Here is a 20,055-nt window from a genome sequence, read left to right on the forward strand (position 1 = left end):
GTTGATGCGCGATGCCTTGCCCGCTTCGCTGGTTGCTGGTTGCGCGTGTTGGGCGTGCAACGCAGCAAAGAAAAACCCCGCCGAAGCGGGGTTTTTCGTCAAACAACGCAGGCTGCGACGATCAGAACTTGTAGTTGATCGAAGCGGCCAGCACGTCGCCCTTCACGTCGTAGCTGCCAGCCAGACGGTCGCCGGTGGCGCTGCGGGTGTCGCTGGTCGGGTCGCTGGTGAACAGGTGGGTGTAACCGAAGTTGTACTCGGTCTGCGCCGACGGACGCCAGCTCATGCCCAGCGAAACCCACTTGCGGCTCGCGTCCGGCACGCGCACGTCGCGGTGTTCGGCGGTGGTCGGGGTCTGGTCGTATGCCAGGCCGCCGCGCAGGGTCACCGTATCGCTCATGCGGTAGTCGGCACCGATCGAGGCGAAGGTGGTGTCGCGGTAGGAGAAGTCCAGCACGCTGTCGGGCTGGTTGGAGGCGAAGTCCACGGTCACCTGGTCGAACTTGCTCCAGGCGGTGCGGGTGACATCGGCCATGATCGACCACTGCTCGTTCACGTTATGCGTGAAGCTGGCGGTGGCGCTGGCCGGCAGCTTGACGGTGGCGCGGCCCTTGGTGTCGACGAAGGTGCCCGGTGCGGCAACCGCGAGCACGGCAGCAGCGTTACCCGGGGTGGTGAAGTCGGCGGTGCCGTCGGTGATCTTGTGGTCCACCTGCGAGCGGTAGCTGAAGCCGATGTGGGTGTTCTCATCGATGCTGAACAAGCCACCCAGGGTGAAGCCCACTTCGGTGCTGTCGCCCTTGATGCGCGAGTAGCCATCGGCACTGCCCGGCGCGAAGCCCGGCACGCGGCGCGCGGCCAGCACGCTGCCGAAATCGACGGCGTTGGCCAGGTCGATATCCAGACGCTCGGCGAACACCGAGGCACCGAAGGACACGTACGGGTTCACGTCATAGGAGAACGCGACGTTGAAGTCGATCGCCTGCAGCTCGGTCTTGGTGCCGTGGTAGCGGCCGACCCAGTCGCGGTCGTATTCGGTCTTGAAGCCGAACGGCGCGGTCAGCGAGGTACCCAGGTGCATGTTGTCGTTCTCGCCGAACGGCACGTGGAAGTACATCGCCGGGACCGGTGCGATCATGCCGGCATCGCCGCCGTTGCCGCCGGAGACCGGAGCGCCGTTGGCATAGTTGGCTGACTCAGGCTGGAACTTGGCCGAGAAGCTGATGGCGCTGACGTCGGCCTGGAACAGGCGACCGTCCAGCTGGCGCATACCGGCCGGGTTGTTGACGATGATCGAGGCATCGTCCGGGGCGCTGCCCGAACCTGCGAATGCGCGGCCGAGACCCTTGGCGCTGTTTTCCTTCAGCTGGAATGCGGCGCCGTGCGCCTGACCAACGGCCAGCACGCCAGCGACACCGACGGCCAACAGGGTGGCGCGGCTGAGAGTGGAAGCAGTAGACATAAGTTGTAGCTCTCCGGATAAGGACTGCAATGGTCGATTCAGCGCCCGCGTCCAGCACCAATCCAGTGCCCGGAGCGCGCCGGAGACCCCCCCCCGACATACGACGCCGTACGCAGTATACCTATGGCGATTAACCGAACAATAACGAATCGCACGCTGAACGTGGCATCAGGTTAGGGTTGGGTTCAGCGGCGCGGACCGGCTATTGTCCCCGTCCGATGTTCGTCTCTCTTCCTTCCCGCAAAAAACCCACGCCGCGCTGGGCGGTGCCGCTGCTGTTCGCGACGGTGTGGCTGGCGTATCTGTGGTCGATCAGTCGGCCGGGCGAGGCGCGCAATACGCTGTGGCTGGACTGGGGCGCACTTTCCAGTGGCGTCTCCAATCTGGGCGACTGGTGGGCCACCTTGCGCGACGGCAGCGTGCTGCGCCTGTTCACTGCGCTGTTCCTGCACGCCGATTGGTCGCATCTGCTCGGCAACCTGGTGTTCTTGCTGATCTTCGGGCTGCCGGCCGAGCGCATCCTTGGCCCATGGCGGTTATTGCTGCTGTTTCTGGTCGGCGGCGCGGCCTCCAACCTGGCGGCGATCTTTGCCATCGGCACTCCAGACCGCGTGATCATCGGTGCATCGGGCGCGGTGTCGGCGTTGATCGGCACCTATCTGGCGCTGTTTCCGGGCGCCAAGCTGGGCGTGGTGCTGCCGCTGGGCGTGTTTCTGGAATTCATCCGGGTGCCGGCGCCGCTGTTGATCGGCGCCTGGGCAATGCTGCAGGTGGTGTTCGCCTACATCGGCCCGGCCTTCGGCATGGTGGCGTGGTCGGCGCATATCGCCGGCTTTGTATTCGGCATCGTGTACGGCTTGTCGGTGCGCGCGGCGATCGCGCGGCGGCTGCGCAAGCGCCACGGCTTCTGAGGCGCGCAGCGCACCGGGCGTTGGGCTGAGCAGGCTCTGAGCGCTGCGCGGCGGAGCCAGTAACGCGCGATGCCGCGCACTTCGGCGGCCAGGCGGGCGCGCCTATAATCGCGGCATGTCCAAGTCTCTGTACAAAGTCACCTTCCTCAATCACGGCAAGGTGTACGAGCTCTACGCGCGTGAGGTCACCGGCAGCCATCTGTGGGGCTTCAACCAGATCGGCGAGCTGGTGTTCGACGTGCACGATGGGCTGGTGGTGGACCCCACCGAAGAACGCCTGCGCGAAGAATTCGGCAACACCAAGACCTTGCACCTGCCGATGCAGAGCATCGTGCGGATCGAAGAGGTCGAGAAAAAAGGCCAGTCGGTGATTCGCGATGCCACCACCGGCGACAAGGTGGTCACTCCGTTCCCCTCGCCGATCAAGCCACGCTGATGCGCATCCTGGTGCCCGACGACTATCAGGGTGCTGTGGCTCAGCTGCCCTTTGTGCAGCGCATGCAAGGTCACCAGGTGCAGGTAATAGGCGCACTGGACGAGCATCTCGATGTGCGTGTTGCGTGTCTGGCCGACGCCGATGCGTTGGTGCTGATCCGCGAGCGCACGCGGGTGGATGCGGCGCTGCTGCAACGGCTGCCACGGCTGAAACTGATCAGTCAAACCGGGCGGGTGGGCGCGCATGTGGATGTGGCGGCATGTACCGCGCTGGGTGTGGCAGTCGCTGAAGGCGTGGGTTCGCCGGTGGCACCGGCCGAGCTGACCTGGGCATTGATCCTGTCGGTCAGTCGTCGGCTGACCGAGTACCAGCATGCCTTGCAGCAAGGCCGATGGCAGGCACTGGGCGATCCTGGCTTGGGCCGCGTGCTGCACGGGCGCACGTTGGGGATCTGGAGTTACGGACGGATTGGCCAATGCGTGGCCGGCTTCGGGCGCGCCTTCGGCATGCAGGTGTTGGTGTGGGGCGGCGAGGCGTCTTGTGCGCAGGCAGCGCGCGACGGCTTCGCGATTGCGGGCAGCCGCGAAGAACTGTTCGAACGCAGCGATGTGGTGTCGCTGCATCGGCGGCTGACTGCGCAGACGCGGCATGACATCACCGCACAGGATCTGGCGCGCATGCGTGGCGATGCGTTGCTGGTCAACACCAGCCGTGCCGAATTGATTGCGCCTGGCGCATTGCTCGCTGCGTTGGATGCTGGCCGGCCCGGGTACGCCGCGCTGGATGTGTTCGAACACGAGCCGGTGCTGGACCCACACGATCCGCTGCTGCTGCACCCGCGCGTGTTGGCAACGCCGCATCTGGGCTATGTGGAACGCGACAGCTACGCGCTGTATTTCGACGCGGCGTTCGACAACGTGCTGGCGTTTGCCGCGGGCACGCCGCGCAATCTGGTCAATCCCGAGGTATTGGCAACAACAAAGCGGGTGTGATCCCCGCTGGATTAGCGCGGCCTTGAAGCAACCGACAAGACGCGTGCGCTGCTGCCACGTAAGCGCCGGCCAGTGTTGGGCGCGGCACGTACTCGCCCACCGATTCCTGCGCGCCGAGCAGACCTACGTCACGACAAGGCGCGCAGGTCTGTTGCCCATTCTTAGTTGACCGGCTCGGTGGTCTTCTCTGCTGGCGTCGGCGTCGGCGTCGGCGTCGTCGGTTCGGCTGGCGCAGCGGGTGCAGCCGCAGGCTTTGCTTTGCCTGCCGGTTCGGCCGATTTGGGCTTGTCTGTGGTTGCCGGGCGCGCTGCGGCAGGCTTGGCCTCGGCACCGGCCTTGGCTGCCTTCGCCTTCTGCGCGGCCTGCGCCTTGGCCTTGCGTGCAGCTTGCGCCTTGGCAGCGGAGCCGGGTTGCTTGAGTTCGGCCAGGGCTTCGCTGATCGGGCCGTCGCCCGGCAGTACGTCGCCGGCGCTGTAGCCCTCTTCGCCTTCGTCGTCGCCGCGCAGGTGGCCTGGCAAGGTGGCCTCGCTGTAGTCGGTCAGGCTGGCCGGCACATCGGCATCGCCCGGCTGCGGCTCGGGGGTGAGCATCACGTCCGGCACGATGCCGCTGGCCTGGATCGACTTTCCACTGGGCGTGTAATAGCGCGCGGTGGTGAGCTTGACCGAGTCGCCGTTGTCCAGCGGCAGCACGGTCTGCACCGAGCCCTTGCCGAAGGTGCGGCTGCCGATGATGCGTGCGCGCTTGTTGTCGCGCAGCGCGCCAGCCAGCACTTCGGAGGCACTGGCCGAGCCGGCGTCCACCAGCACCACGACCGGTGCGCCATTGAGCAGGTCTCCCGGGGTGGCGTCGAACTTGGCATCGCTGATCGAGATGCGCCCGCGCGTGCTGACGATATTGCCTTTGTCGAGCAGATCGTCGGCCACCTGCACCGCCGAGGTCAGCAGACCGCCGGGGTTGCTGCGCAGATCCAGCACCAGGCCGCGCAACTTGCCGCCGGCCTGCAGCTGCTTGAGGTTCTTCTGGAAGTCGGCGCCTGTATCAGCCTGGAAGGTGCTGATGCGGATATAGCCGTATCCCGGCTCCAGCATCTTGCTACGCACGCTGGCCACGCGGATGGTTTCGCGCTGCAGGGTCACATCGAACGGCTTGGGCGTCTTGTCGCGCACGATGGTCAGGACCACCTTGCTGCCGGATTCGCCGCGCAGCGGTTCCATTGCTTTGCTGGCATCGATCGGCTTGCCGTCGATGGCCACGATCACATCGCCGGCGCGGATGCCGGCGCGCGCGGCCGGGGTGTCGTCGATCGGCGCGATCACCTTCAGCGTGTTGTCCTGTTGCTGCAGCAATTCCACGCCGATGCCGTCGTAAGCGCCGGTGGCCTGTTCGTCGAAGGCTTCGGCGTCTTCCTTGTCGAAATAGGTGCTGTGCGGGTCCAGATCAGAAAGCAGGCCGCGCACCGCGGCGTGCATCAGCTTCTTGTCTTCGACCGGGTCAACGTAGGCCTGCTTGACCGCGTTGTACACCGCCACGAAGCGGCGGATCTCGTCCAGCGGCACCTTGGAAACAGCAGCTTCATTGGCTTCCGGATCGTCCGCGGTGGCCCGGGCGGCGGGGCCGGCCTTCTGCGCCCAACCGGGCGACGCGAACAGGGCCAGCGACAGGGCAACGGACAGGACGGCTACGCGCATGAAGCACTCCGACAAGAGATAAAGGCGCCCCGCAGCGCGGAGCTGACCGGATTATGCGCGAAGCCGCGGTAAATCCGCGTTGAATTGCGGGCGGTGCGCGGCGCTCAGCGGCGTTGCAGCCAGCTCGATGGATCCACCGGTTGGCCGTTGCGACGCAATTCGAAGTACAGCGCCGGCACGCCCTGCCCGCCCGAACTGCCGACCTTGGCCACCGCTTCGCCGCGTTTGATCGACGCACCGGCATCGCGCAGCAAGGTGTCGTTATGCGCGTACAGGCTCATGTAGCCGTTGCCGTGGTCCACGATCAGGATCATGCCGTAGCCGGTCATCCAGTCGGAAAACACCACCGTGCCATCGGCCACTGCGGTGACCGTGGTGCCCTTGGGCGCGCCGATCAGCACGCCCTTGCTGGTATGGCCATCGGGCAATGTGGCATTGAAGCGCGCCAGCAGATTGCCCGACACCGGCCAGCTGAGCCCACCGACCTTGGGGGCCGGTGCACTGGCGACGACCTTTGGTGGCGTCTTGCCGGGGCGATCGGGGCGCTCGGTTTTACCGCGTTTTGCCTGTGCAGCGGCTTCGGCGGCAGCGCGTTTGGCGGCAGCGCGACGTTCGGCTTCGGCCTTGGCGGCGGCGGCGCGCAGATTGGCGAGCAGCTGCTCCAGTGCCTTGGCATCCTGGCCGATCGCCTTTTCGCGTTCAGCGCGTTGTTTGTAGCGATCGTCCAGTTGCGCGACGGTGGCCGCTTGTTGCGAACGATCTTTCTGTAACGTGGCGGCCTGCGCCTTTTGCTGCGCACGCGCTGCATCCAGCGCCTGGCGCCGGGTGGCGATGTCCTGTTCCACTTTCGTCAGTGCATCCAGCTGTTTGGTCAAGGCGTGGATGCGCTGCGCACGCGCGTTTTGCACATACCGGTGATCGGCCAGCATGCGCGTGGCATCGCCAACGGTGTCTTGCGACAGCAGCACTTTCAACGGCGCGTTGCGGCCTACCTGATCGGCCGCACGCAATAATGCCGCCAGCTGCGCGCGCTGGTTTTGCAGGCCACGCTGCAACTGCGCGCGTTCTTGCTGAAGAGTGGAAAGATGTTGTTCCTGCGCGCGCATTGCCGCTTCGGTCTCGCTCAATGCGCGTGCGGTCCTTGCCACTTTCTCATCGGCCTGGCGCAACTGTTGCGCAGCGGTGCCGCGCTTGCCTTCCAGTTCGCGCCGATCGGCGCTGATGGTCTTGAGCTCATCGCGCAGCTGCTGCAGTTTGCGTTCGGTCTCGCGTTGGCTCTGCGCGCTTGCGCCCACGCTGCCCAGCAACGTGCAGGCCAGCGCGCACGCTGCCAGCCACATCTGTCCACGCCCGGTGGCAGGAGCGAGCGGCGAGCGCGGCAGCGGTGCGGGCGAAAGGGGCAACGAAAGATCCAGTGACTTCAGGCAGGTGCGCGATTGTAGCCAAGCATGATGTGATCGCCGCCACGCCCCAGACAACCGCCGCCGCGCGAGGTTCAGCATGAAGCCCCAAATTCTCCTCTTGGCACTGACCCTGGTCTGCACCAGTGCCTGGGCCGACGACGACGTGAGCAAGGTCAACGGCCGCATCAGCGCCGACGCCGGCAAGATCTATGGCTCGCTGGAAACGGTGAACGGCTCCATCGAGATCGGCGCCGGTGCACAAACCAAGAACGTGGAAACCGTCAATGGCGGCATCCGCATCGGCGATAACGCGCGCACCGGTGGCGTGGAAACCGTCAACGGGGCGATTACCTTGGGCCAGAAAGTGACCGTGTCCGGCGGGCTGGAAACGGTCAACGGCAGCGTCCTCACCGAGCGCGGCAGCCAGGTCAGTGGTGGCGTGGAAACCGTGAACGGCAGCATCGGCTTGGTGGGAACCGAGCTCGGCAAGAGCATTGAGACGGTCAACGGCGATATCACAGTCGGGGTGGGGTCGCATGTGCGCGGCGGCATCAAAGTGACCAAGCCAAGCTTCGGTTTTTCGTTCCAGACCGCACGCACGCCGCGCGTGGTGATCGGCCCGAACGCGGTGGTCGATGGACCGCTGCACTTTGAGCGCGAGGTCACCCTGTATGTTCACCGCAGCGCCAAGATCGGCGCGGTGAGCGGCGCCACGGCACGCAGCTTCGACGGCGAGGTGGCGCCCAAGGACTGACGCGTTCGCACGCATCTGCACCTGCGTGCGCGGGGGCAAGGGCGTCTGCTTCTGGCGCCCTGCCGGCAATGTTGACGCAGCACACCCAGCCACGCGCTCACCTCACCATGCCGCACACGCTCTAAGATCGGGATTCCGCCGCACGAGGAGTTCCGATGCCCCGCAAGATCCTGTTGTGCCTGGCCGCGACGCTGGCCCTGGCTGGCTGCAAACGTGAACCCGCCGATGCGCCGCAAGCGCCCACGACGCAGACGCCTGCCGATAGCGCGCCCAGCGCGCCGGTCAGTCGCCACACTTTCTCTCCGGAGCTGACCACCGGCGATTTCGCCGAACTGGTCAAGACGCTGGCGTCCGACGACTTCGAAGGCCGCGGCCCGGGCACGCCCGGCGAAGAAAAGACCGTGACCTATATCCGCGACCAGATGCAGCGCATCGGGCTGCAGCCGGGCAATGGCGACAGCTGGTTCCAGGAGGTGCCCATGGTGGAAACCACCGCCGATGCATCTACCGCGCCCAGTCTGCGCAGTGGCGACAAGACCCGCGCGCTGGCGTTCGGCACCGACATCGTGGTCGGCACGCGCACCGGTCAGGCCGAGGTCAAGCTGGACAACAGCGAGCTGGTGTTCGTCGGTTATGGCGTGGATGCGCCCGAGCAGCAGTGGAACGACTACGCCGGCCAGGATTGGAAGGGCAAGACGGTGGTGATGTTCGTCAACGACCCGGGCTTCCACACCGACGACCCCACGTTGTTCAACGGCAAGCGCATGACCTACTACGGGCGCTGGACCTACAAGTTCGAAGAAGCCGCACGCAAGGGCGCGGCGGCGGCGTTGGTCGTGCACGACACGCCCGGCGCCAGTTACGGCTGGGATGTGGTGAAACATTCCTGGTCCGGCCCGCAATACGATCTGCCGGCCAAGGACGACCCCGACCCGCGCCTGCCGGTGCAGGGCTGGATCAGCGCCGACACCGCCAAGCAGTTGTTCGCCAATGCCGGGCTGGGCCTGGCGCAGGCCTACAAGGACGCCAGCAAGCGCGGCTTCAAACCGGTGCCGTTGAAGGCCAGCTGGTCGGTGGATCTGAAGAGCAGCATTGCCGAAAAGACCTCACGCAACGTGGTCGGCGTGCTGCCGGGCACCAGCCACGCTGATGAGGCGGTGCTGTACATGGCGCACTGGGATCACCTGGGCAAGCATCCGGGCGAAAGCGGCGACAACATCTACAACGGCGCGGTGGACAACGCCACCGGTGTGGCCGGCATCCTGGAAATTGCCGATGCATTCGCGCATCAGGATCCCAAGCCTGCGCGGTCGGTGGTGTTCCTGGCAGTGACGCTGGAAGAATCCGGCCTGCTCGGTTCCAAGTATTACGTGGCCAACCCGAGCTTTCCGCTGGACAAGATCGCTGCGGTGATCAATCTGGATGCGATGTCGGTGGCCGGACGCGCGCGCGATGTCACCGTGGTGGGCATGGGCAGCTCGGAGCTGGAGGACATCCTCAAGCCGATCGCCGCGATGCAGGGACGCACCCTGCACCCTGAAGCCACGCCGCAAAGCGGCTCGTACTTCCGCTCGGATCACTTCAACTTCGCCAAGGCCGGCGTGCCGGCCTTGTATGCCGATGGCGGCGAAGACCTGCGCGAAGGCGGCACTGCCGCCGGACGTGCCGCGGCCGAGGACTACGGACGCCATCGTTATCACGCGCCCGGCGACGAATACGACGCCGCCACCTGGAAGCTTGACGGCACCATCGAAGACCTGCAGGTGGTCTATGGCGTGGGCAAGGAAGTGGCAGCCGGCGAACGTTGGCCCAACTGGTACCCCGGCAACCCGTTCAAGGCCGCACGCGACCGCATGATGGCTGGCAAGCCCGGTGCAGGCACGGCGACTGCGCAGCCCGCTGGCCAAAAAGCCAGCGACGCTGAGACCACGGCCACGAATGCGAAGAACGCCAAGTCCGCACGTTGAGGCATGTGGATGCGTTGCTGCTGGTAGCAGCAACGCATCGGCAAAGTGGGTCCGCCGCAAGCAGTGAGAAACACGTGTCATGCAAAGGGCCTCCATTCGGAGGCCCTTTGCGTTGCTGTGATATGTCAGGCGTTTGGCCGATGGCTTCGCCACATTGCGCACACATGATTTCGCGCGATTGGTCGCTTGCTGTGGCTGCGTGCATGTGCGGACAAGCGCACTGCGAATAAAAAAGTGGAGTGGCAATGGCGCGTTGGCAGATGCATCTGCATGCACCACCCTGCCCTACCCGCTGAGCGCGAGCGCGATGTGTTGACCCTCAATCGTTATCCACACTCACCACGTGTCCATCCTCCGGATCCACGTGTAGTTCAACCTTCTGCCCGTTGCGCTTGGCATCGGCCTTCCACAGGCCGTCCTTGAACTTGAGGTCATGCACGTCCGCATAGCCACCGGTAGAGAGCGCTGCGCGCACATCGGCTTCGCTGAGCTTGGAGGTGGTCTGGTCGCCGTAGACGCGGCCAGTGAGCGGGTCGATGTGCACGTCGACGTCCTTGCCATCGCCACTACGTGCGTCTGCCTTCCAAACACCATGCTCGAACTTGACGTCGTGCACCTTGGTATAGCCCTTCGCGGTGAGCATGCTGGTGACCTCGACGGAAGTGAGCGGCTTGGCCGGCTTGTCGGCTGCCGCCTGTGCAAACGCACCGTGCGACGCCAAAGCCAGTGCACCGATCAGCGCGGTCTTCATCAATCGCTGTGTCATGAGAATGCTCCTGCTGTGAAGTGCGCCCATGCTGGCGGGCACATAATCGCAATCAGGTGAAAACGTGCAAGCAGCCGCGACGAAAGTTCAGTTAGGGATGGTCTGATCAACGCGACCGGAAAACGAAGCAACCGCATCCGCCGCGCTGAGGGCGCTCAAATCGCCGATTTTTTGCCGGTTTCGGCACGTTTGCGGGGTGTTGCCTGGATTACAGGCACAGCTTCCCCGCAGCAGGCATTAACGCTTTGCGCGTCAGCCACAGATTCGATAGTGCAAACAGCGTCAGCACCTGTGCGGTGTTCTTCGCCAAACCGCGATAGCGCACCTTGACGTAACCAAACTGACGCTTGATCACCCGAAACGGGTGTTCCACCTTCGCACGCAGGCTGGCTTTGGTGTGCTCCCAGCGCTTGGCCAACTTCAGTTCGCGCTTATTCTTGATCTGCTTCAGCTTCGAGGGCTTCTCCGCGATCAGGTAGCGCAGCGTGCGCTTGCCCTTCATCTCATCGCGCTTGTCCAGCCCGGTGTAGCCGCTGTCGCCGCTCACAGTGTCTTCCTTGCCGTGCAGCAGCTTGTGCGCCTGCGTGATGTCCGCTGCGTTGGCCGCCGTGCATTCCACGTGGTGCACCAGGCCCGACTCATCGTCCACCCCGATGTGCGCCTTCATCCCGAAGAAGTACTGGTTGCCCTTCTTGGTCTGGTGCATGTCCGGATCGCGCTCGCCATCCTTGTTCTTGGTCGAACTTGGCGCCGCAATGATCGTGGCATCCACGATCGTCCCGCCCCGCAGACTCTGCCCTTTACGCGACAGGTGCGCGTTGACCCGGTTGAACAGCTTGCGCGCCAAATCATGCCGCTCCAGCAAATGCCGGAAGTTGAGAATCGTCGTTTCATCCGGCACCTCATCCAGCCCGCCGATCTTCGCAAAACGGCGCATCGACACCGTGTCGTACAGTGCTTCTTCCGCCGATGGATCGCTCAGTGCGTACCACTGCTGCAAAAAGTGGATGCGCAGCATCGTCTCCAGCCGATACGGCTGTCGCCCCGGCTGCCCCGACTTCGGGTAGTGCGGTTCGATCAGTGCCAGCAGATCCTTCCACGGCACGACCTGGTCCATCTCGGCCAAGAACACCTCACGCCGCGTCCGCTTGCGCTTGCCGTTGTACTCCGCATCGCCGAAGGTCAGTTGCATCGTCGTTGTCCCGTTGCGTCTGTGTGATTGTCGCAGGATCAAGGGGAGTTGTTCAGAGTTTCCTTAGCTGAAATACCGAAGCGCCCATTCACCGGCAATGCACGCGTTGTTTACGTCGGGATGAACAAAAGGTTGAGCGCATCGATGGCACTATCTGCAATGCGAATACCATGCACTGTGCGGTTGCGTCGCGATTTTGCAGATCACCCACACCACGCGCGCTGCGTGCATTCAAAAGACAAAGCCGCCTTGCGGCGGCCTTGTGGCTGATATCAGCGTGTCGTGCGTGCAGTGGAGGTGCTTGTCTTTGCGGTCGCTTTAGCGGAAGTCACCGGCGCCCGCGTGGCTTGTGCAGCCTGCGGCGACAGAATCGCCATCTGCGGCTTGTCGGTGCCATCCTTGTTGGGGTGCACGTTGTACGCGTAGCTGAGGTTCCACCACGAACCGGCCCCCCAACAGGTCCAACCCAGCCAGACATCTGCGTTGCTTTCCATGTGCGCCAACATGCCCTTCAGCGCCTGGTTGCAGACCGCATTGTTGACGCTGCCGAATTCGGCCAGAAAGCCGCGCTTACGGTTGGTGCGCAGCCACTGCGTGAAGTTGCGCAGGCGCTCGGCGCCAATGGTGCTGCTGACGCAGGTGCTGCTGGTGCCGCTGGAATCGGCATCCAGATACTGATGCACTTCGAAGGCGTAGCGATCGAGCGGGTCGTAGATGGACGTCAGCGCGGTGGCGTTGGAGTAGCCATCGTTCGTGGAGGAATACCAACTGTGCGCGCCGGTCCACAATGTGCCGGGCACCAGAATCAGGTTATTGGCACCGGTCCTGCGGATGGCATCGATGGCGGCCTGCGCTGCGCCGGCCCATTCGCTGGCCGAAATATTATTGGGTTCATTCATCAGCCCGAACATCACCGCATTGTCGCTGTTGAACTCCAGGGCGAGACGGCGCCATAGATCGGTAAACGCGGCCACCGGTACTTCCGGGCTGCCGATCTTGTAGCCGTAATACTTTGCGTAGTTATGGATATCGATGATCAGATACATGCCGGCTGCCTTGGCGCGCGCCACAGCCTGTTGCAGCAACGCCAGCTGGGTCGGATCCAGGTCGCCGCGCGCGGTGGGCTGCAGTCGTTCCCACAAAATCGGCAGGCGGATGGTATTCATGCCAACGCCGGCGAAATAGGTGTAATCGCTGGCCGCGGCGTACATATAGTCCTTGTTAAGGACTCCGGGCCTTTTGGAAGATGCGAACTCGGCACCGGAGAGATTGACGCCCGCATAGGTGAGCGCGCGCGTCTCCGCGTGGGCAAGCGAGACGCTACCAAAAACAATGAAAAACACAGCATATTGCAGCAGCGTACGCAGAGATAAAGACAGAGCGGACATGACATAACTCCTTCGGCGGCGAGCGAGATTTAAGGGAAGGGCTTACGCGTTTGGCGGGATGCGCTGCATCCGCCTGAGTTATTGCATATGCCGTGCCAATCGCCGAGCGTGGTTATAGAGCGCCAATATGCGAATTGCATCGCAGTCATACTCTGCAAGGCGCTTTGTTGAGATTGATAAGCCGCACAAAATCGCCTGGTATAGCGCGCTGTTCGCGCAATTGCGGCGTGGGTGTGTCCGCGCTGTCGATTTTGCGTCGTATGGACGCGTCTGCCGTCACTGCCATGACGTCATATCTATGACGCTACGCCGCATTAAAATGCCACTGATAATGTCGACATAGGTTTTTCCTCAAAATTCGAGGAGACAGCGATAAAAGCAGTAATGCTCAGCCCGGTAGAAAGCGCATGCTCGCTACCGGACAGAAGAGTGATGCATGCGGTGACGATTGCATTCCGTGCCCGCACGCGTCTTGACTAGCGCTGTCGTTGCCGACAACAGCTGAAACACCAGCGTGCAGTCATCAAGCGGGCGCGGCAGTCGCGTGGCATGGCCCACGCGTACGCTGTGGTTTCTGCACCATCCGCGCCCACCTGACCACTGCTCGCTAGCGGTGTGGGCCGTGCTTAATCGGTAATCCGGCGCGCATGTCGGCTTAATAGCGACATCTGCGGCTTGTCTCGCCCTTGCGCATCTGGTTGCACGTTGAACGGATACGACCGGCTCCACCACGTGCCTGCCGCCCACCAGGACCAGCCCATCCACACATCGCTATTGGATTCCATGTAGCCCAGCATGCCGTTGAGCGCGCGCTTGCAGGTGGCCGTGTTGCCGGTACCGAATTCGGCAAGGAACCCGTGTTTTTTGTTCAGGCGCAGCCACTCGGTGAAGCTGAGCAGGCGCTCGGCCCCGACCGTGGCGCTGACGCAACCGCCGCTGGTACCGCTGGAATCGGCATCCAGGTATTGATGCGCTTCGATGGCATACCGATTGAGCGGGTCGCGAATGGACGCCATCGCCACTGCATTGGATTGTCCGGCCACCGTGGAGTACCAGCTGTGCGCGCCTGTCCATAAGGCGCCCGGTACCAGAATCAGATTGGTGGCGCCGGTTTTACGAATGGTGTCGATCGACGCCTGCGCGGCCGCCGCCCACGCTTGCGGACTGATGTCGCAAGGCTCATTCATCAGCCCGAAAATCACGGCGTTGTCGCCCTTGAAGGCAATCGCCAGCCGTCGCCACAAATCGTTGAAGGTGCTGATCGGCACTTTCGTGCTGCCGATGGTGTGGCCGTAATACTTGGCGTAGTTGTGCACATCCACAATCACGTACATTTTTGCTGCCTTGGCATTGGCGACCGCTTGCCGGATCAACGTCAGTTGTGCCGGGTCCAGCTCGCCACCCGCCTTGGGCTGCAGCCGTTCCCACAGGATCGGCAAGCGCACGGTGTTCATTTGCTTGCCGGCGAAGTAGGCGTATTCATCGGCCGCCGGATAGTGATAGTCGATGTTGAGCACGCCGGGCATTTGCGAGGAATTGATTTCGGCGCCGGATAGATTGACGCCTGCATATTTGAGTCCGCTGTCTTGCGCCTGCGCGAGCGGCATGACGGCAAGCAATAGCAAAGACAGCGCGCGGCAATGCAGCCGGCGCTTGCGCGTGGTGATGGATTTCATGGGGAAACTCCTGAGACTTCTGCGTGCGAGAGACGTGTGCAAGGACGACGTGCCGAGATGGGCATGAGCTCGTTCGATGTACGACAGCAACGCGTCCATCACAAGACTAGGCGTATACGCCCGCACAAACCACGGTTAAGAGGGATCAATCGGCCAAGCTGTGCAGTGACACGCAGTTCTTGTGTTAGAGCGCGCACGCGTGGCCCGAACGCACCGCACCTTTTGCGCACGCTTCAAACGAGTGGCACGGTCCATGACTGCGCGATGGCGTAGTGTGCATCGCAGGCGAATGCAGCTGCATTGTGTGCAGTGCCTCTGCACTGCAGCGTTTGTCTGTCCATCGCGATGGGTTGCCTGATTGCAACGCTGTCGTCTGCCGGTGCCAACCACGGCGGCAGGCAATGCGCAGGTGTCGTGCGCAATCGCGGTGGCGCGATTAAAGGATGAGATCGCTTGCGCGTCGTCCACGCATCGTGGCGCGGGAGCGTAGCACCAGCGCGTCGCCGAGACGGCCGCTTGCACTGCAGCTTGCACATGCCCATGGAAGACATGGCAGGCGCTCGATGCAGGGCTGTTGCACGCGATTAAGAGCGCACAGCGGCAACACGGAGCGTTTGAGCTGGCGCGGATCGCTTGTGCCTTCTGCGCTGCCCACGGCGAGCTAGCGGCGGTCTGGTCCTCTCCGAAGCAGACTGCCCTCCAATGCGGTGCACGGCAATGGACAAAAAAATGTGGCCGCAACACTGGTTGCGACCACGCTCTGCCTATGCCGCTGCTTACTTGCCGGCGCGGCGTGCGTACTTGCTCAGGATCGCCATCTGCGGTTTGTCGCTACCGTCCTTGCCGGGCTGTACGGTGAAGGGGTAGTCCGGCTTCCACCAGGAACCTGCCGCCCACCAACTCCAGCCCAGCCACACGTCGCTGTTCTTTTCCATGTAGGTCAGCATGCCTTCCAGCGCCTTGTCGCAGACGGGATTGTTGGCCGTGGCGAATTCGCCCAGGAAGCCCTTCTGCTTGTTCTCGCGCAACCACGACGTGAAGCCCTCCAGCTTTTCTTGGCCTACCGAATCGCTGGTGCACACCGGCTTGGTGCCGCTGTAGTCCTTATCCAGGTATTGGTGCGCTTCAAAAGCCAGGTTGTTGCCCGGGTCCTTGAGGATCTCCAGCGCCTTCGCGTTGGAGATGCCGTAGCTGGTGCTGCGCCAGCTGTGTGCGCCGGTGTACGCCGTGCCTGGTACCAGGATCAGATTGTTCGCGCCGGTCTTGCGGATCGCATTGATCGCTCCCTGCGCGGCATTGGCCCAATCCGGTGCGGAAATGCCATTGGGCTCGTTCATCAGCCCGAAGATCACCGCCTTGTCGTTCTTGAACTCCAGCGCCAGCCTGCGCCACAGATCGGCCAACGCGCTGGCCGGCACATCGCTGGTGCCGACGCGCTTGCCGTCGTACGTCGCATAGTTGTGCAGATCCAGGATCAGGGATTGCTTGTTGGCCTTGGCCGCCTCCAGAGACTCCTTGATCAAGCCCAATTGGGCCTGGTCCAGCGGACCATTGAGCTCGGGCTGTACGCGTTCCCACAGGAAAGGCAGGCGGATCGTATTCATGCCTTTGCCGGCGAAATAGCTGAAATCCGAGGCGGCCGGGTAGGTGTAGTCCTTGAACAACGTGCCGGGCTTCTTGCGCGAGTTGAACTCAGCGCCGGACAGATTGACGCCGACATACTTCAGGCCGGCGGTTTCCTTCTTCGGGTCGGCCGGCTCCTTGGCCTGGACCAATGGAGTGGCAGCGAGCAAGGTCAACGCGAGCGCGGCGGTGCGCAAGCGGGAGAAGTGCGGGGGAATGCGGAACATGGGAGCCTCCTTCGGCATCGACGTGGGCGGCCGCGGGGGGAGGGCACGGCCAGTGCAGATGGTGCAGGGCGATCAGCGGCTGCGTGAGCCTGGGAGCTCGCACGTTAGCGTGCCATTCACGCGCATCGCGCGGATTTGACCGCATGCGAACATGCGAAAAGCGCATCATGCCGCTGCGGTAGCGCCCGCAATAGGCCAGGGTAAGACGCACTGTCGCAAGAGTGCGACAGTGCTGCGTCTTAAGCTATCGATCCGTTCTTTTCTGTTGTTGGCGCACCTTGCCGACGACGCAACACTCCGGAGGTTTCCCCATGAGCACAGCCCACGCCTACGCTGCCCAGGCCGCCGATCAACCACTTGCCCCGTTCGTGTTCGAACGCCGCGCGCCCGGCCCCAACGACGTGCACATCGACATCGCCTACTGCGGCGTGTGTCACTCGGACCTGCATACCGCACGCAACGAATGGCACAACACGGTGTACCCCTCGGTGCCCGGCCACGAGATCGTTGGCCGCGTGAGTGCGGTAGGTAATGCGGTTACCGGCTTCAAGGTCGGCGACCTGGCCGGTGTTGGTTGCATGGTCGACAGCTGCCGCAGCTGCGCCTCCTGCCAGGAAGGCGAAGAGCAGTATTGCGAACAAGGCTTCACCGGCACCTATAACGGGCCGATGTTCGGTGGCGGCGAGAACACCTACGGCGGCTACTCCGACCATATCGTGGTCGACCAGAAGTACGTGCTGCGCATCACCCACAGCGACAACCTGGCCGCGGTGGCACCGCTGCTGTGCGCCGGCATCACCACCTATTCGCCGCTGGCACACTGGAAGGTGGGTCCGGGCCAGAAGGTGGGCGTAGTCGGCCTCGGCGGCCTGGGCCACATGGCGGTGAAGATCGCCAAGGCGATGGGCGCGACCGTGGTGCTGTTCACCACTTCCGAAAGCAAGCGTGCTGATGCACTGCGCCTGGGCGCCAGCGAAGTGGTGATTTCCAAAGACGAAGCGCAGATGGCGGCGCAGCACAACACCCTGGATTTCATCCTCAACACCGTGGCCGCGCCGCACAACCTGGACCCGTTCCTCAACGCACTCAAGCGTGACGGCGCCATGGTGCTGGTCGGCGTGCCCGAGCAGTCGCACCCGTCGCCGGCCGTGTTCAACCTGGTGATGAAGCGCCGCACCCTGGCCGGCTCGCTGATCGGCGGCATCCGCCAGACCCAGGAAATGCTGGACTTCTGCGCCAAGCACAACATCGTCTCGGACATCGAAACGATCCGCGCCGACCAGATCAACGAGGCCTACGAGCGCATGCTCAAGAGCGACGTGAAATATCGCTTCGTGATCGATATGGCCTCGCTGGATAAGGCGGCCTGATTCGTTATTGCATAGCGTTGCGATGCCGCCGCTTGCGTCGTTATTTGGCGCAAGCGGTGGCGCATCTACGTTGGCATTAAAACGGTCATCGAGGCGCTACACGTCACCATTATATTGATGGCAAATTTGATGTTTGGGAATGCTAAGCGCTACCCAAGGCAACGCCTCCTACAAAGTGCTATGAGCTGTATAGGCTATCGAGCTTTGGGATCGGAAAATATCTGCAGAATGCCTTCGACTGCGGTCAACCCGCAGTTGCCGTGCCTCAATTTGACTTAGGGATGGTCTGATCAACGCGACCGGAAAACGAAGCAACCGCATCCGCCGCGCTGAGGGCGCTCAAATCGCCGATTTTTTGCCGGTTTCGGCACGTTTGCGGGGTGTTGCCTGGATTACAGGCACAGCTTCCCCGCAGCAGGCATTAACGCTTTGCGCGTCAGCCACAGATTCGATAGTGCAAACAGCGTCAGCACCTGTGCGGTGTTCTTCGCCAAACCGCGATAGCGCACCTTGACGTAACCAAACTGACGCTTGATCACCCGAAACGGGTGTTCCACCTTCGCACGCAGGCTGGCTTTGGTGTGCTCCCAGCGCTTGGCCAACTTCAGTTCGCGCTTATTCTTGATCTGCTTCAGCTTCGAGGGCTTCTCCGCGATCAGGTAGCGCAGCGTGCGCTTGCCCTTCATCTCATCGCGCTTGTCCAGCCCGGTGTAGCCGCTGTCGCCGCTCACAGTGTCTTCCTTGCCGTGCAGCAGCTTGTGCGCCTGCGTGATGTCCGCTGCGTTGGCCGCCGTGCATTCCACGTGGTGCACCAGGCCCGACTCATCGTCCACCCCGATGTGCGCCTTCATCCCGAAGAAGTACTGGTTGCCCTTCTTGGTCTGGTGCATGTCCGGATCGCGCTCGCCATCCTTGTTCTTGGTCGAACTTGGCGCCGCAATGATCGTGGCATCCACGATCGTCCCGCCCCGCAGACTCTGCCCTTTACGCGACAGGTGCGCGTTGACCCGGTTGAACAGCTTGCGCGCCAAATCATGCCGCTCCAGCAAATGCCGGAAGTTGAGAATCGTCGTTTCATCCGGCACCTCATCCAGCCCGCCGATCTTCGCAAAACGGCGCATCGACACCGTGTCGTACAGTGCTTCTTCCGCCGATGGATCGCTCAGTGCGTACCACTGCTGCAAAAAGTGGATGCGCAGCATCGTCTCCAGCCGATACGGCTGTCGCCCCGGCTGCCCCGACTTCGGGTAGTGCGGTTCGATCAGTGCCAGCAGATCCTTCCACGGCACGACCTGGTCCATCTCGGCCAAGAACACCTCACGCCGCGTCCGCTTGCGCTTGCCGTTGTACTCCGCATCGCCGAAGGTCAGTTGCATCGTCGTTGTCCCGTTGCGTCTGTGTGATTGTCGCAGGATCAAGGGGAGTTGTTCAGAGTTTCCTTAGAAGAAACTTGACGTCTGTAGGGACACCGATCTCGTTCTTTAACGCAGCCATTAACCTAGCTTGTGCCGGTTCCAATTGTTCGACCTGGCCTTTGACTACACCCACGAACTGTAGATTTAAGGCGTTGTACTTCTCCCACGCTTGGTCACGCTCTTGCCTGCGCATATTGCACTGACCACGGAAATGTTCGAAGGATCGTTGAAGTGCTGCCATACGAGCGAAGTCAGGATGACCAGACTCGTTCTGTGCCCTCATCTCTATATTAATACGCTGGACTTCTTGCATATTTTGGTTGTAGAGCTGATCCGCAATTGCTATTTCGGATTTAAGCTCGTACATGGGCTTTGTAGCCGCCATGAGGAAAAACAGTGACCCCCGTGAATGATGCACTTGGCTCGCCAGCATGCTTCATCACTTCGGAACCGCCGACCAGTTGCACCCTCGCAAGCTGCGCAATGACAACTTGGACGGGTATTCCGAACTCCGGCGACGTGGGATCCTTCGCCGACAGCATACCAAGGTGTCCTTGTAGCGCTTTAATGTCGCTGTAGAGCTTCAGGTAAACTTCTTTACGTAGGGTACCGAGACGATCCTTGAGCTTTCCGGCTGCGTCATGCTGCAGTTGCATGCGCAAACGTCGGGAATTACTCCAATTTGAAAGCAGAACTCCCGCTAGCGAAATTGCAGCCGCGACTATTCCAGACCAGACAACTGTTGGAAGGCTTAGGCCTTCAAACGTCATGTGCAGATAACC

General features: G+C 62.5%; 17 protein-coding genes and 1 other RNA gene. 7 read left to right on the forward strand and 11 right to left on the reverse strand.

Annotated elements, in window-relative coordinates; all coding sequences use genetic code 11:
* Positions 1 to 121: 121 nt before the first annotated feature.
* Positions 122 to 1,462: an outer membrane protein transport protein gene (locus KWO_RS00095; RefSeq protein WP_010376388.1), complete on the reverse strand. Its 1,341-nt coding sequence runs from the start codon at positions 1,460 to 1,462 to the stop codon at positions 122 to 124.
* 218 nt (positions 1,463 to 1,680) lie between these two features.
* Here KWO_RS00095 and KWO_RS00100 point away from each other — a divergent pair, with 218 nt between their 5' ends.
* The 3 genes from KWO_RS00100 to KWO_RS00110 all read left to right on the forward strand — a co-directional run bounded on the left by KWO_RS00100 (position 1,681) and on the right by KWO_RS00110 (position 3,801).
* Complete coding sequence (locus KWO_RS00100) at positions 1,681 to 2,373, forward strand: rhomboid family intramembrane serine protease (protein WP_010364746.1); 693 nt, start codon at positions 1,681 to 1,683, stop codon at positions 2,371 to 2,373.
* Between the two features lie 115 nt (positions 2,374 to 2,488).
* Positions 2,489 to 2,809 carry a DUF1820 family protein gene (locus KWO_RS00105; protein WP_008572943.1) on the forward strand — a complete coding sequence of 107 codons (321 nt, stop codon included), beginning with the start codon at positions 2,489 to 2,491 and terminating at the stop codon, positions 2,807 to 2,809.
* The gene (locus KWO_RS00110) at positions 2,809 to 3,801 is read left to right on the forward strand and encodes a D-2-hydroxyacid dehydrogenase family protein (RefSeq protein ID WP_017112423.1); all 993 of its coding nucleotides are present in this window, start codon (positions 2,809 to 2,811) and stop codon (positions 3,799 to 3,801) included. Before KWO_RS00105 ends, KWO_RS00110 begins: the two co-directional genes overlap by 1 nt.
* Positions 3,802 to 3,962: 161 nt before the next feature.
* On the opposite strand, the gene KWO_RS00115 is transcribed toward KWO_RS00110, so the two are convergent.
* Together KWO_RS00115 and KWO_RS00120 are read right to left on the reverse strand one after the other, a co-directional pair.
* Complete coding sequence (locus KWO_RS00115; protein ID WP_010376383.1) at positions 3,963 to 5,492, reverse strand: S41 family peptidase; 1,530 nt, start codon at positions 5,490 to 5,492, stop codon at positions 3,963 to 3,965.
* 104 nt (positions 5,493 to 5,596) lie between these two features.
* The gene (locus KWO_RS00120; RefSeq protein WP_026113122.1) at positions 5,597 to 6,895 is read right to left on the reverse strand and encodes a murein hydrolase activator EnvC family protein; all 1,299 of its coding nucleotides are present in this window, start codon (positions 6,893 to 6,895) and stop codon (positions 5,597 to 5,599) included.
* Positions 6,896 to 6,992: 97 nt separating this feature from the next.
* Between KWO_RS00120 and KWO_RS00125 the strand changes: the two genes are divergently transcribed.
* Together KWO_RS00125 and KWO_RS00130 are read left to right on the forward strand one after the other, a co-directional pair.
* Positions 6,993 to 7,649 (forward strand): DUF4097 family beta strand repeat-containing protein, encoded by a 657-nt coding sequence (locus KWO_RS00125; RefSeq protein ID WP_010364732.1) that lies wholly within the window; start codon positions 6,993 to 6,995, stop codon positions 7,647 to 7,649.
* Positions 7,650 to 7,804: 155 nt separating this feature from the next.
* Positions 7,805 to 9,616, forward strand: a complete 1,812-nt coding sequence (locus KWO_RS00130; protein ID WP_010376380.1) for a M28 family metallopeptidase — start codon at positions 7,805 to 7,807, stop codon at positions 9,614 to 9,616.
* Positions 9,617 to 9,935: 319 nt separating this feature from the next.
* Here the strand turns inward: KWO_RS00130 and KWO_RS00135 are convergent, their stop codons facing one another.
* The 3 genes from KWO_RS00135 to KWO_RS00145 form a co-directional block, all read right to left on the reverse strand.
* Positions 9,936 to 10,382: a PepSY domain-containing protein gene (locus KWO_RS00135; RefSeq protein ID WP_010376378.1), complete on the reverse strand. Its 447-nt coding sequence runs from the start codon at positions 10,380 to 10,382 to the stop codon at positions 9,936 to 9,938.
* A gap of 208 nt (positions 10,383 to 10,590) precedes the next feature.
* Complete coding sequence (locus KWO_RS00140; protein WP_017113471.1) at positions 10,591 to 11,574, reverse strand: IS5 family transposase; 984 nt, start codon at positions 11,572 to 11,574, stop codon at positions 10,591 to 10,593.
* A 272-nt stretch (positions 11,575 to 11,846) separates the two neighbouring features.
* Entirely contained in the window at positions 11,847 to 12,962 is a 1,116-nt protein-coding gene (locus KWO_RS00145; RefSeq protein WP_017112675.1) for a glycoside hydrolase family 5 protein, read from the reverse strand.
* 549 nt (positions 12,963 to 13,511) lie between these two features.
* Here KWO_RS00145 and KWO_RS00150 point away from each other — a divergent pair.
* A non-coding RNA gene (locus KWO_RS00150) (sX9 sRNA) lies at positions 13,512 to 13,584 on the forward strand.
* Positions 13,585 to 13,588: 4 nt separating this feature from the next.
* Here the strand turns inward: KWO_RS00150 and KWO_RS00155 are convergent.
* Positions 13,589 to 14,638 carry a glycoside hydrolase family 5 protein gene (locus KWO_RS00155; RefSeq protein ID WP_010375107.1) on the reverse strand — a complete coding sequence of 350 codons (1,050 nt, stop codon included), beginning with the start codon at positions 14,636 to 14,638 and terminating at the stop codon, positions 13,589 to 13,591.
* A gap of 776 nt (positions 14,639 to 15,414) precedes the next feature.
* On the reverse strand, positions 15,415 to 16,488 hold the full coding sequence (locus KWO_RS00165; protein ID WP_010375109.1) for a glycoside hydrolase family 5 protein: 1,074 nt from the start codon (positions 16,486 to 16,488) through the stop codon (positions 15,415 to 15,417).
* A 311-nt stretch (positions 16,489 to 16,799) separates the two neighbouring features.
* Between KWO_RS00165 and KWO_RS00175 the strand changes: the two genes are divergently transcribed.
* On the forward strand, positions 16,800 to 17,858 hold the full coding sequence (locus KWO_RS00175; RefSeq protein ID WP_010364711.1) for an NAD(P)-dependent alcohol dehydrogenase: 1,059 nt from the start codon (positions 16,800 to 16,802) through the stop codon (positions 17,856 to 17,858).
* A 392-nt stretch (positions 17,859 to 18,250) separates the two neighbouring features.
* On the opposite strand, the gene KWO_RS00180 is transcribed toward KWO_RS00175, so the two are convergent.
* From KWO_RS00180 to KWO_RS00190, 3 genes are read right to left on the reverse strand one after another with little or no spacing between them, the layout of a single operon-like run.
* Positions 18,251 to 19,234 carry an IS5 family transposase gene (locus KWO_RS00180; protein WP_017113471.1) on the reverse strand — a complete coding sequence of 328 codons (984 nt, stop codon included), beginning with the start codon at positions 19,232 to 19,234 and terminating at the stop codon, positions 18,251 to 18,253.
* 52 nt (positions 19,235 to 19,286) lie between these two features.
* Positions 19,287 to 19,640 (reverse strand): hypothetical protein, encoded by a 354-nt coding sequence (locus KWO_RS00185; RefSeq protein ID WP_010375346.1) that lies wholly within the window; start codon positions 19,638 to 19,640, stop codon positions 19,287 to 19,289.
* The gene (locus tag KWO_RS00190; protein WP_010375348.1) at positions 19,627 to 19,929 is read right to left on the reverse strand and encodes a hypothetical protein; all 303 of its coding nucleotides are present in this window, start codon (positions 19,927 to 19,929) and stop codon (positions 19,627 to 19,629) included. Before KWO_RS00190 ends, KWO_RS00185 begins: the two co-directional genes overlap by 14 nt.
* Positions 19,930 to 20,055: the final 126 nt, after the last annotated feature.

The sequence above is a fragment of the Xanthomonas vasicola pv. musacearum NCPPB 4379 genome (genome assembly GCF_000277895.2).
Taxonomy (GTDB): domain Bacteria; phylum Pseudomonadota; class Gammaproteobacteria; order Xanthomonadales; family Xanthomonadaceae; genus Xanthomonas; species Xanthomonas vasicola.